Below are 17,745 nucleotides of genomic sequence, written 5' to 3'. Positions count from 1 at the left end.
CGCTGACCATTCCGGCGGCCGGTCTGACCCCGTCGATCGCGGTCACGAAGACCTCCACCGCCGCCTCGATCACGACGGTCGGCCAGCAGGTGCCGTACGCGTTCCACGTGGTCAACACCGGCGGACTGACGCTGACCAGCGTGAACGTCACCGACGTCCAGGCACCACCGTCGTCCAACGCCAACCTCGGCCCGATCACCTGCGCCGCCACCACCCTCGCCCCCGGCGCGCGGACCACCTGCACCGCCACCTACACCGTGACCCAGGCCGATCTCGACAACGACGGCGTCACCGACACCGCCACCGCACACGGCACCCCACCCGGGGGTACGCCGATCGACTCGCCACCGGCCACGCTGACCATTCCGGAGACCGGCCTGGTCGCCGCGATCGCGGTCGTGAAGACGTCCACCACCGTCTCGATCGAGACCGCCGGGCAGCAGGTGCCGTACGCCTTCCACGTGGTCAACACCGGCGGGCTCACCCTGACCAACGTCACCGTCACCGACGTACAGACCCCGCCGTCGTCGAACGACAACCTCGGCCCGATCACCTGCGCCGCCACCACCCTCGCCCCCGGGGCGCAGACGGACTGCACCGCCACCTACACGGTCACCCAGGCCGACCTGGACTTCGGTGCCGTCCGCGACACCGCTACCGCGCGGGGCACCCCGCCCGGCGGCGGGCCGCCGGTACAGTCGCCGCCGTCCACGTTGACGATCCCCGGTGACGCGCCCGCCCCGGCGATTGCGCTGGTGAAGTCGTCCACCAGCGCGACCATCAGCGCCGTCGGCCAGCAGGTGCCCTACCACTTCCTGGTCGCCAACACGGGCGGCGTCACACTCGTCAACGTCAACGTCACCGACGTGCAGACACCGCCGTCGTCGAACGCGAACCTCGGCCCGATCACCTGCCCGCAGACCACCCTCGCGCCCGGCGAGACCACCACCTGCACGGCCACCTACACAGTGACCCAGGCCGACCTGGACAACGACGAGGTCACCGACGTCGCGACCGCGCACGGCACCCCGACGGGCACCGAGCAGCCGGTCGACTCGGACCAGTCCGTGCTGACCATTCCGGCGGCCGACGTCACGCCGTCGATCGCGGTCATCAAGTCGTCGACCACGGTGGCGATCACCGCGGTCGGCCAGCAGGTGCCCTACCAGTTCCTCGTGACCAACACCGGTGGCGTCACGCTGACCACCGTCACCGTCACGGACGTGCAGACACCGCCGTCGTCGAACGCGAACCTCGGCCCGATCACCTGCCCGCAGACCACCCTCGCACCCGGTGAGGCGACGGCTTGCACGGCCACCTACACCGTCACCCAGGCCGACCTCGACAACAACGCCGTCGCCGACACCGCCACCGCGCACGGCACACCGCCGAACAGCGAGACGCCGGTGGACTCACCGCCGTCCACACTGACGATCCCCGAATCCGGGCTGGTGGCGGCGATCTCGGTAGTGAAGACGTCCGAGGTCACCACGATCAGCATGGTCGGCCAGCAGGTGCCGTACCGCTTCCACGTGGTCAACACCGGCGGACTCACCCTGACCACCGTCACCGTCACCGACGTCCAGGCACCGCCCTCGTCCAACGCGAACCTCGGCCCGATCACCTGCGCGGTGACCACCCTCGCGCCGGGTGAGACGACCGCCTGCACGGCCACCTACACCGTCACCCAGGCCGACCTGGACAACGACGGGGTCACCGACACCGCCACCGCACACGGCACCCCACCCGGGGGCGCGCCGGTGGACTCGCCACCCTCGACGCTGACCATTCCCCAGGCAGGGCTCGTCCCCGGCATCGACGTGATCAAATCGTCGACCACGGTGGCGGTCACCGCGCCGGGCCAGCAGGTGCCGTACACCTTCCTGGTGGTCAACACCGGCGGCCTGACCCTCACCGGGGTGACCGTGAACGACACCGTGCTGCCGCCGTCCCCGCGCGCCGAGCTCGGCGACATCACCTGCGGCCCGCAGAACATCCCGAACGGCCAGGTGACCCTGGAACCGGGCGCGTCCATCCAGTGCCGGACGACCTACACCGTGACCGAGGAGGACTTCACCGGCTCGTCGCTGCGCAACGTCGCCACCGCGACCGGCACGCCGCCGTTCGGGCCGCCGACGGTCTCGCCGCCGTCCCCGTTGGACATCCCGATCCCACACCCGGCGATCGCCATCACCAAGTCGGCCACACCCAGCGTGGTGTCGGCGGCCGGTGACGTGGTCACGTACCGGTTCGTGGTGAGCAACACCGGCAACACCCCGCTCACGTCGGTGACCGTCGACGAGACGGAGTTCTCCGGAACCGGCACGCCCGGGGCGATCACCTGCGGCACCCCGCCCGTTCCGAACGGCAGCGTCACCCTGCTCGCCGGAGCGAGCACCACCTGCACGTCGACCTACGCCGTCACGACGGCGGACATCGAGGCCGGCCGGATCACCAACACGGCCGTGGCGGTCGGCACGCCGCCGACCATCCCGGGCCAGGAACCACCCGCCCCGGTACGCTCCGGACCCGTCGCCGCCGAGGTCACCGCCACCCGGGGCGCGGCGATCACCGTGGTGAAGTCCAGCAGCACCGGGAAGATCAGTCGGCCCGGTCAGCAGGTGCCGTTCCAGTTCGTCGTCACCAACACCGGGCAGGTGACGCTGACCGGCGTCACGATCACCGACACCCTCACGGCGCCGGCGTCACCGGCCAACCTCGGCCCGATCACCTGTGGGCCGGACCGGACACCCAACGGCGCGGTCACCCTGGCCGCCGGCGCTGCGGTGACCTGCACGGCGACGTACACGGTCAGCAAGGCCGACTACCACCACGGCTCGGTGCGGAACACCGCGACGGCAACGGGCACCCCGCCGGACGGCCCCGCGCCGGTGGCGCCGGAGTCCACCATCACCATTCCGGTGAAGGGCAAGCTGCCGGTGACCGGTACGTCGTTCCCGATCGGTGGCTGGATGACCGCCGGGGTGCTGGCGGTACTGCTCGGTGCCGCGTTGCTGCTGGTCGTCCGCCAGCGCAGGCTCCGCGCCTAGCGCGGGGCGTCGCGGGGGTCGGACCGGAGGGGAACCGGTCCGGCCCCCGCGGCACAGCACCGCCAGCCGGGGCACGAGGTCGGCGATGTCGGGGTGTCCGATGGCCTGGATACCGCGACATCGCCGATGTCGTGTCGATCGGCGGTCAATCGGGGCGGTCGGACCCAGCGGGGCGGGCGCGTACGTGCAGCCGCTCCCCCTGCGGCCCGAAGAGACTGAGCGCCTCGGCCGTGCCGGGCCCCGGGTTCATGATGAGGTGCGGGATGCGGGTGTCGAACTCGGCCACCTCTCCGTGCGTCAGGATCAGGTCGCGGTCGCCGAGCACCAGGCGCAGTCGACCCGAGAGCACGTACAGCCACTCGTACCCCTCGTGAACCTGCGGGGTTCGTCCCCCGGCGGTCGGGTCCGGCGGGAAGATCTGCTTGAACGCCTGCAAGCCGCCGGGGCGGCGGGTCAGCGGCAGGTGGGTCACGCCGTGGATCACGATCGGCTTGGGGCGTACGCGGGGGTCGCCGGTGGCCGGGGCGTCCACCAGCTCGTCCAGCGCCACCTGGTAGGCCCGGGCCAGCGGAAGCAGCAGTTCCAGGGTGGGCCGGCGGCTGCCGGACTCGAGCCGGGACAGGGTGCTCACCGAGATGCCGGTCAGATCGGCGAGCTGGGTCAACGTGGTGCCGCGTTGGTGGCGTAGGGCACGCAGGCGGGGGCCGACGGCGGCCAGCGCGGCGTTGTCGTCGTTTGCCATAACAGCAACGATACTTGCCATCTCGGCGACGGCGACGGATGGTGGGCTCAGCCGACGAACAGGGGGACATTCCGGTGGACGAGACGTACGACGTGGTGGTGGTGGGTGGTGGCGCGGCCGGGCTCAGCGGCGCTCTGGCGCTGACCCGCGCGCGGCGGTCGGTGCTGGTGATCGACTCGGGCGAGCCGCGGAACGCGCCCGCCGACCACGTGCACAACTACCTGGGCCGGGAGGGGACGCCGCCGGCCGAGCTGATCGCCGCCGGGCGCGCCGAGGTGGCCGGGTACGGCGGGCAGTTCCGGGCCGGCCGGGTCCAGGCCGCGACCCGGGACGACGAGGGCTTCCGGCTCGCCCTCGACGACGGCGCCGCAGTGCGGGCCCGTCGACTGCTGGTGGCCACCGGGCTGACCGACGAGCTGCCCGACGTACCCGGGGTGGCGCAGCGGTGGGGCCGTGACGTGCTGCACTGCCCGTACTGCCACGGTTGGGAGGTGCGCGACCGCCGCGTCGGCGTGCTGGCTACCGGGCCGATGGCTGTGCACCAGGCCGAGATGTGGCGGCAGTGGACGTCCGACGTGCTCCTCCTGCTGCACGACGCGCCGCCCCTCGACGAGGAGACCGCCGAACGGCTCGCCGCCCGAAGCATCGCGGTGGTGCCCGGCCCGGTCGCCGCGATCGAGGTGACCGAGGACGCGCTCAGCGGTGTCCGGCTCGCCGACGGCCGCGTGGTGGCCCTCGACGTGGTCGTGGTCGCCACCCGCACGGCACCCCGCGCCGACCTGCTGGTCGGGCTGGGTCTGGCCCCCGAGGAGGTGACGATGGGTGGGCACGTGGTCGGCACCCAGGTCCCCGCCGACGCCACCGGAGCGACGACCGTTCCCGGCGTCTGGGTGGCCGGTAACGTGGCCGACCTGCGCGGTCAGGTCATCACGTCCGCCGCCGCCGGGCTCACCGCCGCGGCGGCGATCAACGCCGACCTCATCGCCGAGGACACCCGGGACGCGGTGACCGCGTACCGGCAACTGGTCGCCACGACCTTCGAGGAGCCGGCGTGGGAGGAGCGGTACCTGTCGAAGCCGGCGGTGTGGAGTGGCCGCCCGAACCCGCAGCTGGTCACCGAGGCGGCCGACCTGACTCCGGGGCGGGCGCTGGACGTGGGCAGCGGTGAGGGCGCCGACGCGGTGTGGCTGGCCGAACGGGGCTGGCGGGTGACGGCGGTGGACATCTCGACCACCGCGCTGACCCGGGCCGCCGAACACGCCGAGGCCGCCGGGGTCGGTCACCAGATCGAGTTCACGCACGCCGACCTGCGCGACAAGCCGCCCGCCGAGGAGGCGTACGACCTGGTGTCGGCACAGTTCATGCACCTGCCCCCCGTGCAGCGGCGGGAGTTGTTCACCCGGCTGGCCGCCGCGGTGGCCCCGGGTGGCGTGCTGCTGATCGTGGGGCACCACCCGATGGACCTGTGGACGTCGGGGCACCGGATGCACATGCCGGACATGATGTACACCGCCGAGGACGTGGCCGCGGCGCTGGACCCGACCCGCTGGGACGTCCTCACCACCGACACCCGTCCCCGCCCCGGCCCACACGACGTCGTCCACCACGACGCGGTCATGGTGGCCCGCCGTCGCTGAACCGCACCGCTGATCATGAAGTCGTGGTGGATGACAAGTGCCGCGGATCAGGGCCTTCCGGGCACCACGACTCCATGATCGACGAATGAGGGGTGCGGGCCTTCGCACGGGAGGCGGCTCGGCGGTAGCGTTGCGCCACACTCACGGCCCGCAGGGCGGTCGACCGCCGGCCCTTGCGCCCCGACTGTACGGAGGATGGTGCATGTCCATCGGCGCTGAGCCGCTCGCAGCACGCGACGACGCGGCCTCGCGGCCGAGCTTCGAGCTCGCCCTGCGCGGTTACGACAAACGCCAGGTGGACCGGCACCTGGAGCAGCTCGACGGGCAGATCGCGATGCTCAGCGGCGAGCACGGCCGGTCCGCGGTGCGGGTGCGGGAGCTGACCGCCGAGGTGCAGCGGCTGCGCGCCGAGCTGGCCCAGCTGCACGAGCAGCCGGTGCAGGTCGACCGCGCCTCGTTCCAGGATCTGGGCCCGATGGTCGGCGAGATACTGACCCTCGCCGAGAAGCAGGCCGCTCTCATCACCGAGTCGGCCACCGACCGGGCCAACGAGCTGCGCAACGAGGCGGAGAGGATCCTCGTCGACACCCGCGAGCGGGCCGCGCAGGCACGCCAGGACCTGTCCGAGGAGGTGGCGGCGCGGCGCAGCGAGCAGGAGCAGGCGTACGAGGAGCGGCGCGCCGTGGCCGAGGCCGAGCTGACCGCGATCCGGGAACGCGCCGAGCAACTGCGCGCCGACGGCGAGGCAGCGCACGAACGCGCCCAGCACGAGGCGAAGCGCATCACCGAGCAGAGCGCGCAGCAGCTCAACCAGACGCGGGTCGCCGCCGACGCCCTGATGAAGTCGGCGCGTACCCAGATCCAGCAGGAGGTCCAGGCGGCCCGGGCCAAGAACCAGCAGGAGATGGCCCAGTGGCAGGCCGGTGTGGAGCGCGAGGTCGCCGAACGGCGCAGCGCCGCCGAGCAGGAGATCGCCGAGTTGCAGGCGGCGGCGCAGGAGGAGCTGGCCGAGCAGCGCAGCTTCACCGAGCAGCAGATCGCCGCGCTGCTCGCCGAGGCGCAGCAGCACGTGACCGAGCTGCGTAACCGGGCCGACGAGCAGGCCGCCAGCCACCAGGAGCAGCTGACGGCGCTCCAGCGGGACATCGAGAAGCGCCGCGAGGAGTCGGCCCAACTGCACGCCGAGTTGGAGACCGCCCAGCAGCAGCTCGCCGAGGTCCGCCAGGAGGGCGAGACCCTGGAGAACGAGCTGTCCCGCATCCAGCAACGGCTGAGCGAGGTGCGGCGGGACCTGACCGCCGAGGCGACTCGACTCGACGAGGCTCGGCGGGCCGGCGACTCCGCCGAGCGGCACGCGAAGGAGGTCCGCGCCCGGGTCCAGCGGGAGGCGAAGCGGGTGGCCGACCTGGCCGCCGCCGCCGTGATGGCCGCTGCGGCCGGCGGTACGGAGACCGCCGAGTATCCGATGGTCGGTCCACGGTCGACTCCCGCCCGTGCGGGTGTCGAGCTGATCCCCGTCGACCCGCCGGCGAGCCACCGCACCGACGTCGACGCCGACGAACGTGCCGGTGGCGACGAGACCGACACCGAGCAGGCGCCTACCGACCGTGTCGACGCGGACCGGACCGGTGACGACGAGGCGGCTCACAGCGAGGCCCACGCCGACGATCACGACGGGGCCCACGCCGACGAGACCCACGCCGACGCCGAGCACACCGGCGGTGACCGCCCGGAGGGGACGCCCGTGCGGTACCCGGTGGCGCTTGCCGAACGGACGGCCACGTCGGTAACGCCCACCCCGCAGCCCGAGCCGATCTTCGCCCGGACCGAGCCCCCGACGCCCGTGCCGTTCCTGGCCTTCGGGCAGCCGGTCAACGACAACGGCAACGGCAACGGCAACGGCAACGGCCGACACTGAGCCCGCCGGCGCGGACCGGGCCGGGGCGCGTGCGTCCCGGCCCGGTCCGCAGAACCGACACCGGGCGGTCTACACCGAATCCGCGCATCGTCTGCACCGCGCGTTGCCGAGCCGATGGTGGGATGGGCGGATGAGCCAGCGCACGAGTGTGGACCAGATCGCGTACCTGGACGCGGCCGCCGCCACCACGATCGGCCGCGACTACAAGAGGCGTGCCGTCGACGCTCTCGACCTGCGGCCGGGGCACGCCGTCGTGGACGTCGGCTGCGGCCCGGGCACCGATCTGGGGCGGCTGGCCGACGCGGTCCGGCCCGACGGCCTGGTGGTCGGAGTCGATCGGGACGGGCGGATGCTCGCGGAGGCGGCCCGGCGGGTGGCCGGCCGGTCGGGGATCGATCTGCGCGCGGGCGATGCCCATGCGCTTCCGCTGGACGACGCCAGCATGGACCGGGTCCGGATCGACCGGGTGCTGATGCACGTGGACGATCCCGCGACGGTGTTGGCGCAGGTCCGCCGGGTGTTACGTCCGGGGGGTGTGCTCGCGGTGACCGAGCCGGATTGGGACACCCTGGCCGTCGCCGACGACGACGTGGAGACGAGCCGCCGCTTCGCCCGGTTCGTGGCGGGTCGGGTGCGGAATCCGACGGTCGGGCGGGACCTGGTCCGGCTGTCGGTACGGGCCGGCCTGCGGGTGCGCTCGGTCGAGGCGACCGCCGTCGTCTTCGAGGATTTCGGCACGGCGGACCGGATTCTGGGTCTGCGGCGCAACTCCGCGCGTGCGGTGACGGCCGGCGAGCTGACCGACACGGACGCTCAGGCGTGGCTGGGGCGTCTCACCGCTGGTCCTCTGCTGGCGAGCTGCACCCTCTACCTGGTCACGGCCGAGGCGGGCTGAGCATCCACGGCACGTCGGTCCCGCAGCCGCCGCACGCCGCTCGCCGGACCCGAGGTGTGCCGGTGCGCTGAGCACCTCCCAGCGGGTGCGGTCAGCCGGCGATCTCGGCGCGTACCCGTTGCTGGAAGGCACGGGCCTCACCTCCGGCGGGCGGTGGGCCGCCGTGCCGCGCGGCGATCGCCCGGTGGATCACGTCGGCCGGGTCGCCGGAGTCGACGAGTCGCTGACCAGCGGCCACCTTGGACAGCCAGACGCCGTCGCGGTGGCGCACCAGGGAGCGGCATGCGCCGAGCACCGCGTCCTCCGCCCCGGGCGCGGGCCGGTCGTCCGGTGGCGTCGGCAGGGCCAGCCACCAGGTAAGCGCCTCCACCAGCAGCCGACGCAGAGCGTCCGGGGGAAGGTCGGCGAAGACCTCCGCCGCCGGAGGACCGGCAAGCGGCAGTCCGCTCTGGTGCAGGATGCTGCGGTCCAGCCCGTACCAGAACCGGCCGTCGACGTCCGGGCGGTCGGCCGGGTCGAGGGTGCGGCGGAACGGCATGGCGCGTCCGGTGTTCAGCTCGACCTCGAAGCCGGGCTCGGGGCTGCCGGCGGCGGCCACCGCCCGCCGGTACACGACCAGTTCCAGCCCGCGCGCCGGACAGGGCAGCGCCTCGTGTCGCAGCCGTGCCACGAGCGTCCGCTTGACGGTCTCGGGGAGCGGGTCGACGCAGACCAGCGCGACGTCCACGTCACTGCGTCCGGCCTGGTACGCGCCGAGCCCCACCGAACCGGCCGCGTACGCGCCGACGAGATCGTCGCCGAGCACGTCCCGGGCGGCGTCCACGAGATCGTCGAGGTAGCGCGTCAGAGCGGAGTCCACACCCCCATCCTCACCCAGAGCTAACCGGCGTAGAGCAGCAGCAGGCCGGCGACGGTGTAGGCGACCATCAGCGCGAGCAGCGGGAGCTGACCGACGACCGCCCGCGCGCGGGGAAACAGGTACAGGGCGCGGTCGTGGGCGAGCAGGGTGCCGAGCAGGTGCCCGACGATGATGACGGTGATCTGGAGGTTGGCCACCCCGGACGGCGTGACCAGCGCGGTGTGCGGTTCCCAGCCCGCGGTGCCGAAGACGTCCGCTCCGGTGTCGCGGGGGTCGGAGAGCAGGGCGACGGTGCGCTGACCCTCCAGGATCAGCAGCGAGTAGTAGTGCGCCACCACGTAGCCCACCGCGATCGGCACGATCGAGTGCGCGATCTCGCCCGGCACCCGCCGCGCGGCGACCGCGCCAGCGTCCGCCCGCTCGGTGCGACCGACGCGGGCCGCGACCCCGGTGGCGGCGAGGTACGCCACAGCGACCGCCCCGATGACCAGGACCAGTCCGGCGCTGCCGGTGACCGCCGGGTGCAGCCCGTTCTCCTGCGCGAAGCGCAGCCATGCCGGCGCGTTGGAGAGGCTGTCGAACATGGTCGAGCCGAGCAGCACGATGACCACGGCGACCAGCCCGGGACGGGGTCGCAGACCGGCGATCCCGTCGAGCGGGTTGCGCCACACCAGTACACCGTCGGCGGCCCTGCCGATCGGAGCGAGCCGGCCGACGAGCGTGCTGTAGACCTCGAACGGGTCGGCCCGGTCGAACCATTCCGCGCCGAACAGCACCGCGCCGGCCAGCATCACCACGGCGTACCCGGCCAGCCACGCGGTGATGACCGGCAGGGTGGCCCGGTCCGGCGCGACCAGTTCGAGCCAGACGAATGCGAAGAGGGTGACCGCGCCGGGCCAGAGGCCCACACCGCCCGGCAGTTCGCGGATGCCGCGCGCCGGATCGCGCCGGGCCGCGAGCGCGCCGAGCAGATGCACGGTACGCAGCGGGTTGACCACCCGCCAGACCGGGCCGAACAGCAGCGAGACGGGCACCAGGCCGACCCAGAGGAGCACGTAGAGCGCGCCGGCCGTGGGATTGTCCGGGGTGTCCGGCCCGGCGAGCAGGCCGACGCAGAACCAGCCGGTGGCGAGCAACCCCAGTCCGCGCAGCACCCACCGGAACGTCGGGGCGTCGAGGAGGCGGGCCAGCCGGTCCGGCACGGGCCGGCCACCGGCGGCGTCCCGGTCCAGGCGCGGTTCGCGCCAGAGCAGGCCCAACGCGAGGAACGTGACGACCAGGGTCAGGGCGGCGGCGACGACGAGTTCGGGCAGCGTGATCGGAAGGTCCTGGCGGCCGCCGACGCCGTGCGCCAGCAGCGTGGGAGCGGCGGACATCGGAGATCAGCGGACGACGAGCTGGAACAGCACCAGCTCGGTCTCGTGCGTCTCGACCTCGAACAGCCCGGTCCTGTCGGCCCGGAACTCGACCATGCCCGGCGCGCCGGCCGGCAGGCGGGCGCCCAGGTCGTAGCCGTGCACGTGCAGTTCGTCGGCGACGTCCGAGGTGACCGTGATCCGGACCAACTGGCCCTTGGTCACCGTCACCCGGCCGGTCGGCGGGGTGACCCGTCGCTTGGCGACGGTCACGGTGATCTCCCGGTCGACCGCGGTCGTGCTGGGCGTCGCGGCGGGAGTGGGGCTGCCCGGCGTGGCCGACGCGGCGGACGTGGTCGGCGCGGCGGCCGACGTCGGGGCCGTCGAGGGTGTGGCGACGGACGGGTCGTCATCCTGGCCGCAGCCCGTGGCGAGCAGGGCGGTGAGCAGACCGGTGACCACGAGGGCGACGGGGCGGGCGGTGGGGCGCGAACCGGGGACGGGCACGGCGGACTCCGAACGACGCGGGGGGACGGGGTGTCGAGATGATCGTCGGAGGGTGAACTCTACGTCTTGTTCGGCGACGGGGAAATGACCATGATGAACGAATGCGATCGAGGCTCGCCACTGTCGGTAACACCGTGAGTCGTACCCTCGCGGTGCTGGCCGCGCTGCTGGTGGCGTCACTGGCGCTGCCCGCCGCCCCGGCGTCCGCGCACGGCCAGTTGGCGACCTCCACCCCGCTGACCGGCACCGTGGTGCGCCAGCCTCTCGCCCAGCTGGGGTTGTACTTCACGGAGAAGCCGGCCGCCAACGCGCACTTCACCCTCACCGGCCCGAACGGGTCGCGGGTGGACAGCGGCTGGTCGCACGGCGAGCCGAAGCGGTTGGACAAGCCGGTCCAGGAGTACTTCATGGTCAACGGCGTCTTCGAGCCGCGGCTGTACCACACCGGCTTCCCCGCGATGGTGGCCGTCGCGCACTGGCCGGCGAAGGGCAGGTACACCGCCAGTTACCTCACGGTCGCCTCCGACGGCGAGGCGGTGCGCGGCACCGTCACGTTCGACTACCAGGGGCCGAGCACGGCCGCCCCGGCCGGCTGGACGACCCCGACGGACGGTCCCGATCCCGCCCTGCTCGCCCAGGCCGAGGGCGGCACGTCGCCGTCGGCCGTACCGGCCGCGACACTCGACCCGGCGATCACCCCCGCCGCCGCGCCGCCGGCGCCCTCGAAGGACGGGGGACTTCCCTCGTGGGTGGTACCCGCGGCCATCGTCGCCGTCGTGGGCACGCTCATCGTCGTGGCGGCCCGCCGTCGCCCCGCGTCCCGGCCGGCGGGTAAGGCTGCCCGCCCGCGCGGCGGCGCCTCACGTCCAACAGGCGGCAGCGTCCCGCGTCCACGCGGCGGAACGAACCGCCGGCCGGCTCGTCGCGGACGCCGCTGAGGCCGGTCACATCCCTGGACATTCGGGATCAGTGCCGCGAGCTTTCGCACGGACATCGGGAACTTTTGATGCATCGATGCAAAGGCATGGACACCCTGATCGAAACCCCTTAATGTCTCGACCCATCAACCCGGTGTTTCCGGATCGTCACTCGTCGGCGTCGAGGACGTTACGGACCGGGCCGGCGGCCGCCCACCTCACCATCGCTGCATGCCGGCCGCCGGTCACTCCCCATCCTCGTTGGAGGAACGATGGGTACACGGCTGCCTCGCCGATTCCGCAGTCCCGTCCTGGGCGCGCTCGCGCTCGTCCTCACCGTCGGCTTCTGGGCCGACCCGGCCGACGCCGCCGCAGAGCAGGAACCGGGCGTCACCCTGCGCGTCTACGACGTGCAGGTGCCGCTCTCCGAGATCTGCACGCTCAAGCCCGCGCAGACCCCGAACGTCGACAAGCTCATGTCCACGATCAACTGGACGTCGGCGGCCGACTTCGGCTTCGACGACAACTTCGTCTCGCAGGTGCTCGGCAACATCACCGTCACCCAGGCCGGCAGCTACACCTTCCGGCTCAGCAGCGACGACGGGTCCAAGCTCACGATCGACAACACAGCCGTCGTCAACCACGACGGTCTGCACGGCGCCACCCCACCCAAGGAGGGCACTGTCACCCTCGCCGCCGGCCTGCATCCCCTGCGCATCGACCACTTCGAGCGCGGTGGTGACCAGCAGATCACCCTGGAGTGGCGTACGCCCGGCTCGTCGTCCTTCGTGGTCGTACCGAACTCGGCGTTGAGCACCGACGCCGGGGTCGTCCGGGTCACCGCACCGGGACGCAAGGAGTGCGAGGGCGTCAGCGACACTCCCGGTGACGGACTGCCGCTGACCGGTGTGCACCCCGGTTACACGCTCACGAACCTGCGACCCAGCGGCTTCCAGCCGAAGGTCACCGGGATGGACTGGCTGCCCGACGGACGGCTGGTCATCAGCACCTGGGGTGGCAGCGACCAGTCCGGCACCTCCCAGGACGGCGAGGTGTACATCATGGGCGGCACCGGCGGCGCGACAAGTCCCGGGGCGGTGACCACCAAGAAGATCGCCGGTGGGCTCAAGGAGCCGATGGGGCTCAAGGTCGTCGACGGCGTGGTCTACGTGTCGGAGAAGCAGCGGCTGACCCGGCTCGTGGACACCACCGGCGACGAGGTGGCCGACCGTCTCGACACCGTCGCCACCTGGCCTTACGGCGGCAAGTTCCACGAGTTCGCGTTCGGTCTGCTCTACCAGGACGGGTTCTTCTACGTGAACCTGTCAGTGTCGATCGACTACGGCGGCGCGACCACCGTGCCGCAGCCCGCCGCCAACCGGGGCACCACCATCAAGGTCAACAAAGACACCGGCGCGGTCAGTTACGTCGCGGGCGGCCTGCGGACACCACACGGCATCGGTTGGGGGCCGGAGGGCGGCATCTTCGTCACCGACAACCAGGGCGGCTGGCTGCCGTCGTCGAAGCTGGTGCACATCAAGCAGGGCCGCTTCTTCAACCATTACACGACCCCGGCCGGTCCGTTCGACACCAACCCGGTCACCCCGCCGGTGCTCTGGATGCCGCAGAACGAGATCGCCAACTCGCCGAGCACGCCGCTCTACCTCACCAGCGGGCGGTACGCCGGCCAGTTCGTCATCGGCGACGTCACCTACGGCGGTCTCCAACGCGCCTCCGTGGAGAAGGTCAACGGCGAGTACCAGGGCGCGCTGTTCCGACTCACCCAGGGTTTGGAGGCGGGCGTCTCCGAGGTGAACCTCGGCCCGGACGGCGCGATCTACGTCGGCGGGCTCGGCGCGGGCGGCAACTGGGGGCAGACCGGCAAGCTGACGTACGGGTTGCAGAAGCTCACCCCGAACAGCGCCAGCACCTTCGAGATGCTGGCGATGCGTGCCACCACCACCGGTTTCGAGGTGGAGTACACCCAGCCCGTCTCGGCAGCGACCGCCGCCAACCTCGCGTCCCACTACAAGATCAAGCAATGGCGGTACGTGGCAACCTCGGCCTACGGCGGGCCGAAGATCGACGAGGAGACCCTCACCGTCACCTCGGCCACCCTCTCGTCGGACGGAAAGAAGGTGAGCCTGGCGGTGGCCGGCCGCAAGGCCGGTCGGGTGGTGCACCTGCGCTCACCGCGCCCGTTCACCTCCACCAGCGGCCAGTCACTGTGGAGCACCGAGGCGTGGTACACGCTCAACTCCATCCCGGGCAGCCCGCCGCCGCCGATCGGCGGCACCATCACCGGCGTCGGCGGCAAGTGCCTGGACGTCGACAACTCGGGCACCGCCGACGGTACGAAGATCCAGCTCTGGACCTGCAACGGCACCGCCGCCCAGTCGTGGACCCGGGTCGGCGACACGTACCGGGTGCTCGGCAAGTGCCTGGACGTGGACAACGCGGGCACCACGAACGGTACGAAGATCCAGCTCTGGACCTGCAACGGCACCGGCGCGCAGGTCTGGCAGCCACAGAGCGACGGATCCATCCGCAACCCGCAGTCTGGCAAGATCATGGAGGCCGCCGGCGGTAACACCGGCGACGGCACCCAGATCCAGCTCGGCACGTACGCGGGCGGCGCACACCAGAAGTGGGTGGTCAGCAGCGGGGTAACCGGCTGACCTCGGACGAGGGGGCGTGGTCAGACCGGCGGGTCGGGCCACGCCCCGTCTCGTGAGCCGTGTGGGAACCGACGCTCAGCGGAACAGCACCGGCCGGTTCCCCCGCGCGCCGACGAGGTGGCCGCTGATGTTGATGTCCTCGATCCAGTCGGTCTCCCACACGCCCCGGGTGGTCAGGTCGGTCATCACACCGTTGCGCCAGAGGAACGGGTGCCACGCGGCGGTGGTGGTGGCGCTCCGGCCCACCACCACCCCCCGGTCGTTCACCGCTGTGGCGTGGCTCCGGTCGCCGCCGAGCGTGCCGAGGTCGGTGAGTGTCCCGTTCTGCCAGCGGAACGCCCGGCCGTTCGCCGCGCCCACCACCTGACCCCGGTTGTTGACCCCGAGCGCCTCGCTGCCGATCTGGGTGAGGACGCCGTCGCGCAACCGGCCACCGACGCAGGTGCACGGGTAGTCCTGCGGCGGCACGTTGAACCCACCCACCACGTCGCCCGCGTTGTTGAAGTCGCTGGTGAACTCGTAGAAGTACTCCCGACCCAGGTCGGTGAAGACCCCGTCACGCCACAGGAAACGGTGCCGCATGTCGTCGGCCGGATCGCTGGTGCCGAGCACCTGCCGCCGGTCGTTGACGCCGATCGCCACACTGTTCTCCCCGCCCAGGGTGCCAAGGTCACGGAGGTGGCCGTCGCGCCAGAGCACCGCGCGGGTCAGGTAGTCCGAGCCGAACGAGGTGATCGCCACGTCACCGAACTCGTTGACGTCCACGGCGCTGGAATCCGTGTCACCGGGCAGCACGCCCAGATCGGTGATGACGCCGTGTCGCCAGAGCACGGCGTGCCGGGCGCCGCCGGCGACGGTGCTCCAGCCGACGATGTCGCCGCGGTCGTTCATCGCCGTCGCAGCGCCGTCACCCCCGCTCAGGGTGCCGAGGTCGACGACCCGATAGCTGTGCGGCGACGCGACGGCGGGAGCGGGAGCGAGGGTGATCATCGCGACGACGGTCGTCACTGCGGTCAGCAGGGGACGCGGGAACACCAAGGACGCCAAGGGGGACGCTCCTCCGGATCGGAGCGGCGACGACCCAGCGGACGGGCGCGGGACAACCGCCACTGCGCGTTCGATCGGTTACGCACAGTAGATCCGGTGTCGTGGTGGCACGCCAGGGACCGAACGGTCACCGACGCATCAGGCGCGCGTCGGTCAGGGGCCGTGCGGCAGCGGCTGGGCCAGCGCCCGCAGGTCGGCCGGGAGTTGCGCCAGGGCGTCGGTGAACTCCCGGTGGCCGACCACCCGGTGCATCGTCTGGAGAACCGCCCGTGCGCCCCGCTCGGCGCCGGACCGATCCGTGCCGGCACGGTCGGCGACGCGGCGCAGGAACTCGTCGTACCCGAATGTCTCGGCCGGTTCGGCGGCCTTCACCAGCAGCGGGCTCAGCTCGGCGGCCACGTGCGGAGCGAGCGCGGACGCCTCGCCGCCGCTGAGGCGCTCGGTGAGTGTCCGCAGGACCGCCTCGGTCAGCGGGCGTGCCTCTTCCGGCGGGATGCCCGCCCGTGCCGCGACCTTGTCGACGAACGCCAGTTCGGCCATGGTCCCGCCCCTTCCGTCGCCGGAACGCGTGGCTACCCGGGCCGGACGGCGGCAAACCCGGGTCATCCCGCCGGTGGTTCTGTCGGTTGCGCCGCGTCCCACCGACGCCGTCTCGTACGGTGAGGTCGGACCGGGACCACGGCGGCCGCCCGACGGCGGCCCATGCCGCAGGAGGAGCAGATGACGGTCGACCTGCCCGACGTGATCGACAGGTACTTCCGGGCGGTCGGCGACGGTGACCTGGACGCCTTCGTCGCCTGCTTCGCGGACACCGCGAGCGTGGCCGACGAGGACCGCCTGTACGACGGCCGGCCCTCCATCCGATCCTGGCGGGAACGGTCGATGTCGGAGTACTCGTACACCGCCGAGCCGGTGCGGGTCACGCCCCAGGCCGGCGACTCGTACCTGGTCCTCACGCGGGTGTCCGGCGACTTCCCCGGCAGCCCGATCGAGCTGCGGTACCGGTTCACCCTGCGCGACGGCCTGATCGGCGCCCTGGACATCCGCCCGTAGCGACCGCCCGTCGCGTTCGACGCGGGGTCCTGACCCGTCCGCCGCCGCACAGTGGCCGCGCCTTCTTGATCAACCGCCGAACGGAGGACACGGCTGGGCGGCTGTCGGATGACATGATGTCCCGACAACGGCTGACGCTACGAGGAAGGATGCTGCTGTCCGATGGCGCACTTCGAGGCCCGCACGTCCACGACACCCGGGCGGATCGTGGTCACGCTGACCGGTGAGTGCGACCTGGCGGCCCAGCCCGAGCTGATGACCGTGCTGTCCGCGGCGGTGCGCGCCGCGTCGGTGGTGGTGGTCGACGTGGGCGGGCTGCGGTTCATGGACTCGACGGGCCTGCACGGCCTGGTGACCGCCCACCAGGCGGCACGCGCGACCGGCCGTCGTCTGTACGCGGTCAACGCGTCCGGCCCGGTCGCGACCGTCCTCGACATCACCGGCATCGGCAACCTGCTGCGTCCGCCCGCCGACGACCCGTGGCTGGCGGGCTGATGGCGACCGACCGTCGGGAGACCCACGCGGTGGCCGAGGAGCCCGCGTTCGCCTCGCGCACCGACACGATGACGTACGAGGTGGCATCCGACCTGCGGGCGTTGCGCGCCTTCGTCTGGGACGCCGCCACCGCGCGGGGCCTGTCGGCCGAGCGGGTGGAGCTGCTGGTGCTCGCGGTCAGCGAGCTGGCGACCAACACCTTGCAGCACACCGTCGACGGTGGCCGGGTCCGGCTCTGGGCCGAGGGCGACCAGGTGTTCTGCGACGTCGTCGACCAGGGCTCGGCACGGGCGCTCGGCCGGGACATGCCCGCCGCCAACGCCGTACGGGGCCGCGGACTGGCCATCGTCGAGCAGGTCTGCGACGAGGTGACCGTGCGGGCCGCCCCCGAGGGGACGATCGTCCGGATCAGGCTCGGACGCTGAGCCGGCCAGCGTGCTGAGCACCTGTTCGTAGAGCTGTCAGAGGGGCCCGTCGACCCATGTTGGGGTGCGGGTCTAGACGAGTAGTTCCGATGTCAGGGGTCGATGTCTGGGCATGAAGGGAGGGTGCCGATGATCATGTTGTGACGCAAGACCTCGACACCCTCTTG

15 protein-coding genes are annotated in these 17,745 nt (G+C 72.2%); 9 read left to right on the top strand and 6 right to left on the bottom strand.

Annotation, left to right across the window (positions count from 1 at the left end; translation table 11 throughout):
- Positions 1-1,499 precede the first annotated feature (1,499 nt).
- Positions 1,500-3,050, top strand: a complete 1,551-nt coding sequence (locus ACGFH9_RS19500; protein ID WP_393221290.1) for a hypothetical protein — start codon at positions 1,500-1,502, stop codon at positions 3,048-3,050.
- Between the two features lie 145 nt (positions 3,051-3,195).
- Here the strand turns inward: ACGFH9_RS19500 and ACGFH9_RS19495 are convergent, their stop codons facing one another.
- Positions 3,196-3,792 (bottom strand): helix-turn-helix domain-containing protein, encoded by a 597-nt coding sequence (locus ACGFH9_RS19495; protein WP_393221083.1) that lies wholly within the window; start codon positions 3,790-3,792, stop codon positions 3,196-3,198.
- A 74-nt stretch (positions 3,793-3,866) separates the two neighbouring features.
- On the opposite strand from ACGFH9_RS19495, the gene ACGFH9_RS19490 reads away from it, so the two are divergent.
- The 3 genes from ACGFH9_RS19490 to ACGFH9_RS19480 all read left to right on the top strand — a co-directional run bounded on the left by ACGFH9_RS19490 (position 3,867) and on the right by ACGFH9_RS19480 (position 8,242).
- Positions 3,867-5,429 (top strand): FAD-dependent oxidoreductase, encoded by a 1,563-nt coding sequence (locus ACGFH9_RS19490; RefSeq protein WP_393221080.1) that lies wholly within the window; start codon positions 3,867-3,869, stop codon positions 5,427-5,429.
- Between the two features lie 202 nt (positions 5,430-5,631).
- Entirely contained in the window at positions 5,632-7,347 is a 1,716-nt protein-coding gene (locus tag ACGFH9_RS19485) for a hypothetical protein (RefSeq protein ID WP_393221076.1), read from the top strand.
- A gap of 130 nt (positions 7,348-7,477) precedes the next feature.
- On the top strand, positions 7,478-8,242 hold the full coding sequence (locus tag ACGFH9_RS19480; RefSeq protein WP_393221073.1) for a methyltransferase domain-containing protein: 765 nt from the start codon (positions 7,478-7,480) through the stop codon (positions 8,240-8,242).
- A gap of 91 nt (positions 8,243-8,333) precedes the next feature.
- On the opposite strand, the gene ACGFH9_RS19475 is transcribed toward ACGFH9_RS19480, so the two are convergent.
- Genes ACGFH9_RS19475 through ACGFH9_RS19465 form a run of 3 tightly spaced genes read right to left on the bottom strand, consistent with a single transcriptional unit; the run spans position 8,334 to position 10,963 of the window.
- Entirely contained in the window at positions 8,334-9,101 is a 768-nt protein-coding gene (locus ACGFH9_RS19475) for a nucleotidyltransferase domain-containing protein (RefSeq protein WP_393221072.1), read from the bottom strand.
- A 20-nt stretch (positions 9,102-9,121) separates the two neighbouring features.
- On the bottom strand, positions 9,122-10,477 hold the full coding sequence (locus ACGFH9_RS19470; RefSeq protein WP_393221069.1) for a hypothetical protein: 1,356 nt from the start codon (positions 10,475-10,477) through the stop codon (positions 9,122-9,124).
- Positions 10,478-10,483: 6 nt separating this feature from the next.
- Positions 10,484-10,963 carry a hypothetical protein gene (locus tag ACGFH9_RS19465; RefSeq protein WP_393221066.1) on the bottom strand — a complete coding sequence of 160 codons (480 nt, stop codon included), beginning with the start codon at positions 10,961-10,963 and terminating at the stop codon, positions 10,484-10,486.
- 101 nt (positions 10,964-11,064) lie between these two features.
- On the opposite strand from ACGFH9_RS19465, the gene ACGFH9_RS19460 reads away from it, so the two are divergent.
- Both ACGFH9_RS19460 and ACGFH9_RS19455 read left to right on the top strand, forming a co-directional pair.
- The gene (locus ACGFH9_RS19460; RefSeq protein WP_393221063.1) at positions 11,065-11,901 is read left to right on the top strand and encodes a copper resistance protein CopC; all 837 of its coding nucleotides are present in this window, start codon (positions 11,065-11,067) and stop codon (positions 11,899-11,901) included.
- Between the two features lie 251 nt (positions 11,902-12,152).
- On the top strand, positions 12,153-14,558 hold the full coding sequence (locus ACGFH9_RS19455) for an RICIN domain-containing protein (protein WP_393221060.1): 2,406 nt from the start codon (positions 12,153-12,155) through the stop codon (positions 14,556-14,558).
- A 75-nt stretch (positions 14,559-14,633) separates the two neighbouring features.
- On the opposite strand, the gene ACGFH9_RS19450 is transcribed toward ACGFH9_RS19455, so the two are convergent.
- Together ACGFH9_RS19450 and ACGFH9_RS19445 are read right to left on the bottom strand one after the other, a co-directional pair.
- Positions 14,634-15,605 carry a hypothetical protein gene (locus ACGFH9_RS19450; protein ID WP_393221058.1) on the bottom strand — a complete coding sequence of 324 codons (972 nt, stop codon included), beginning with the start codon at positions 15,603-15,605 and terminating at the stop codon, positions 14,634-14,636.
- 153 nt (positions 15,606-15,758) lie between these two features.
- On the bottom strand, positions 15,759-16,145 hold the full coding sequence (locus tag ACGFH9_RS19445; RefSeq protein ID WP_393221056.1) for a DUF2267 domain-containing protein: 387 nt from the start codon (positions 16,143-16,145) through the stop codon (positions 15,759-15,761).
- Between the two features lie 180 nt (positions 16,146-16,325).
- Between ACGFH9_RS19445 and ACGFH9_RS19440 the strand changes: the two genes are divergently transcribed.
- The 3 genes from ACGFH9_RS19440 (at position 16,326) to ACGFH9_RS19430 (ending at position 17,578) form a co-directional block, all read left to right on the top strand.
- A complete protein-coding gene (locus ACGFH9_RS19440; protein ID WP_393221053.1) occupies positions 16,326-16,658 on the top strand; it encodes a nuclear transport factor 2 family protein in 333 nt (110 codons plus the stop codon).
- A 162-nt stretch (positions 16,659-16,820) separates the two neighbouring features.
- On the top strand, positions 16,821-17,153 hold the full coding sequence (locus ACGFH9_RS19435; RefSeq protein ID WP_393221051.1) for an STAS domain-containing protein: 333 nt from the start codon (positions 16,821-16,823) through the stop codon (positions 17,151-17,153).
- Positions 17,153-17,578, top strand: a complete 426-nt coding sequence (locus ACGFH9_RS19430) for an ATP-binding protein (protein ID WP_393221048.1) — start codon at positions 17,153-17,155, stop codon at positions 17,576-17,578. The genes ACGFH9_RS19435 and ACGFH9_RS19430 overlap by 1 nt, the downstream gene beginning before the upstream one ends.
- The last annotated feature ends 167 nt before the right edge of the window (positions 17,579-17,745 follow it).

The organism is Micromonospora sp. NPDC049102 (genome assembly GCF_043197485.1).
Classification (GTDB): domain Bacteria; phylum Actinomycetota; class Actinomycetes; order Mycobacteriales; family Micromonosporaceae; genus Micromonospora.
Note: the sequence above shows the minus strand (reverse complement) of the source record. Positions and strands in the feature narration are given on the sequence as shown.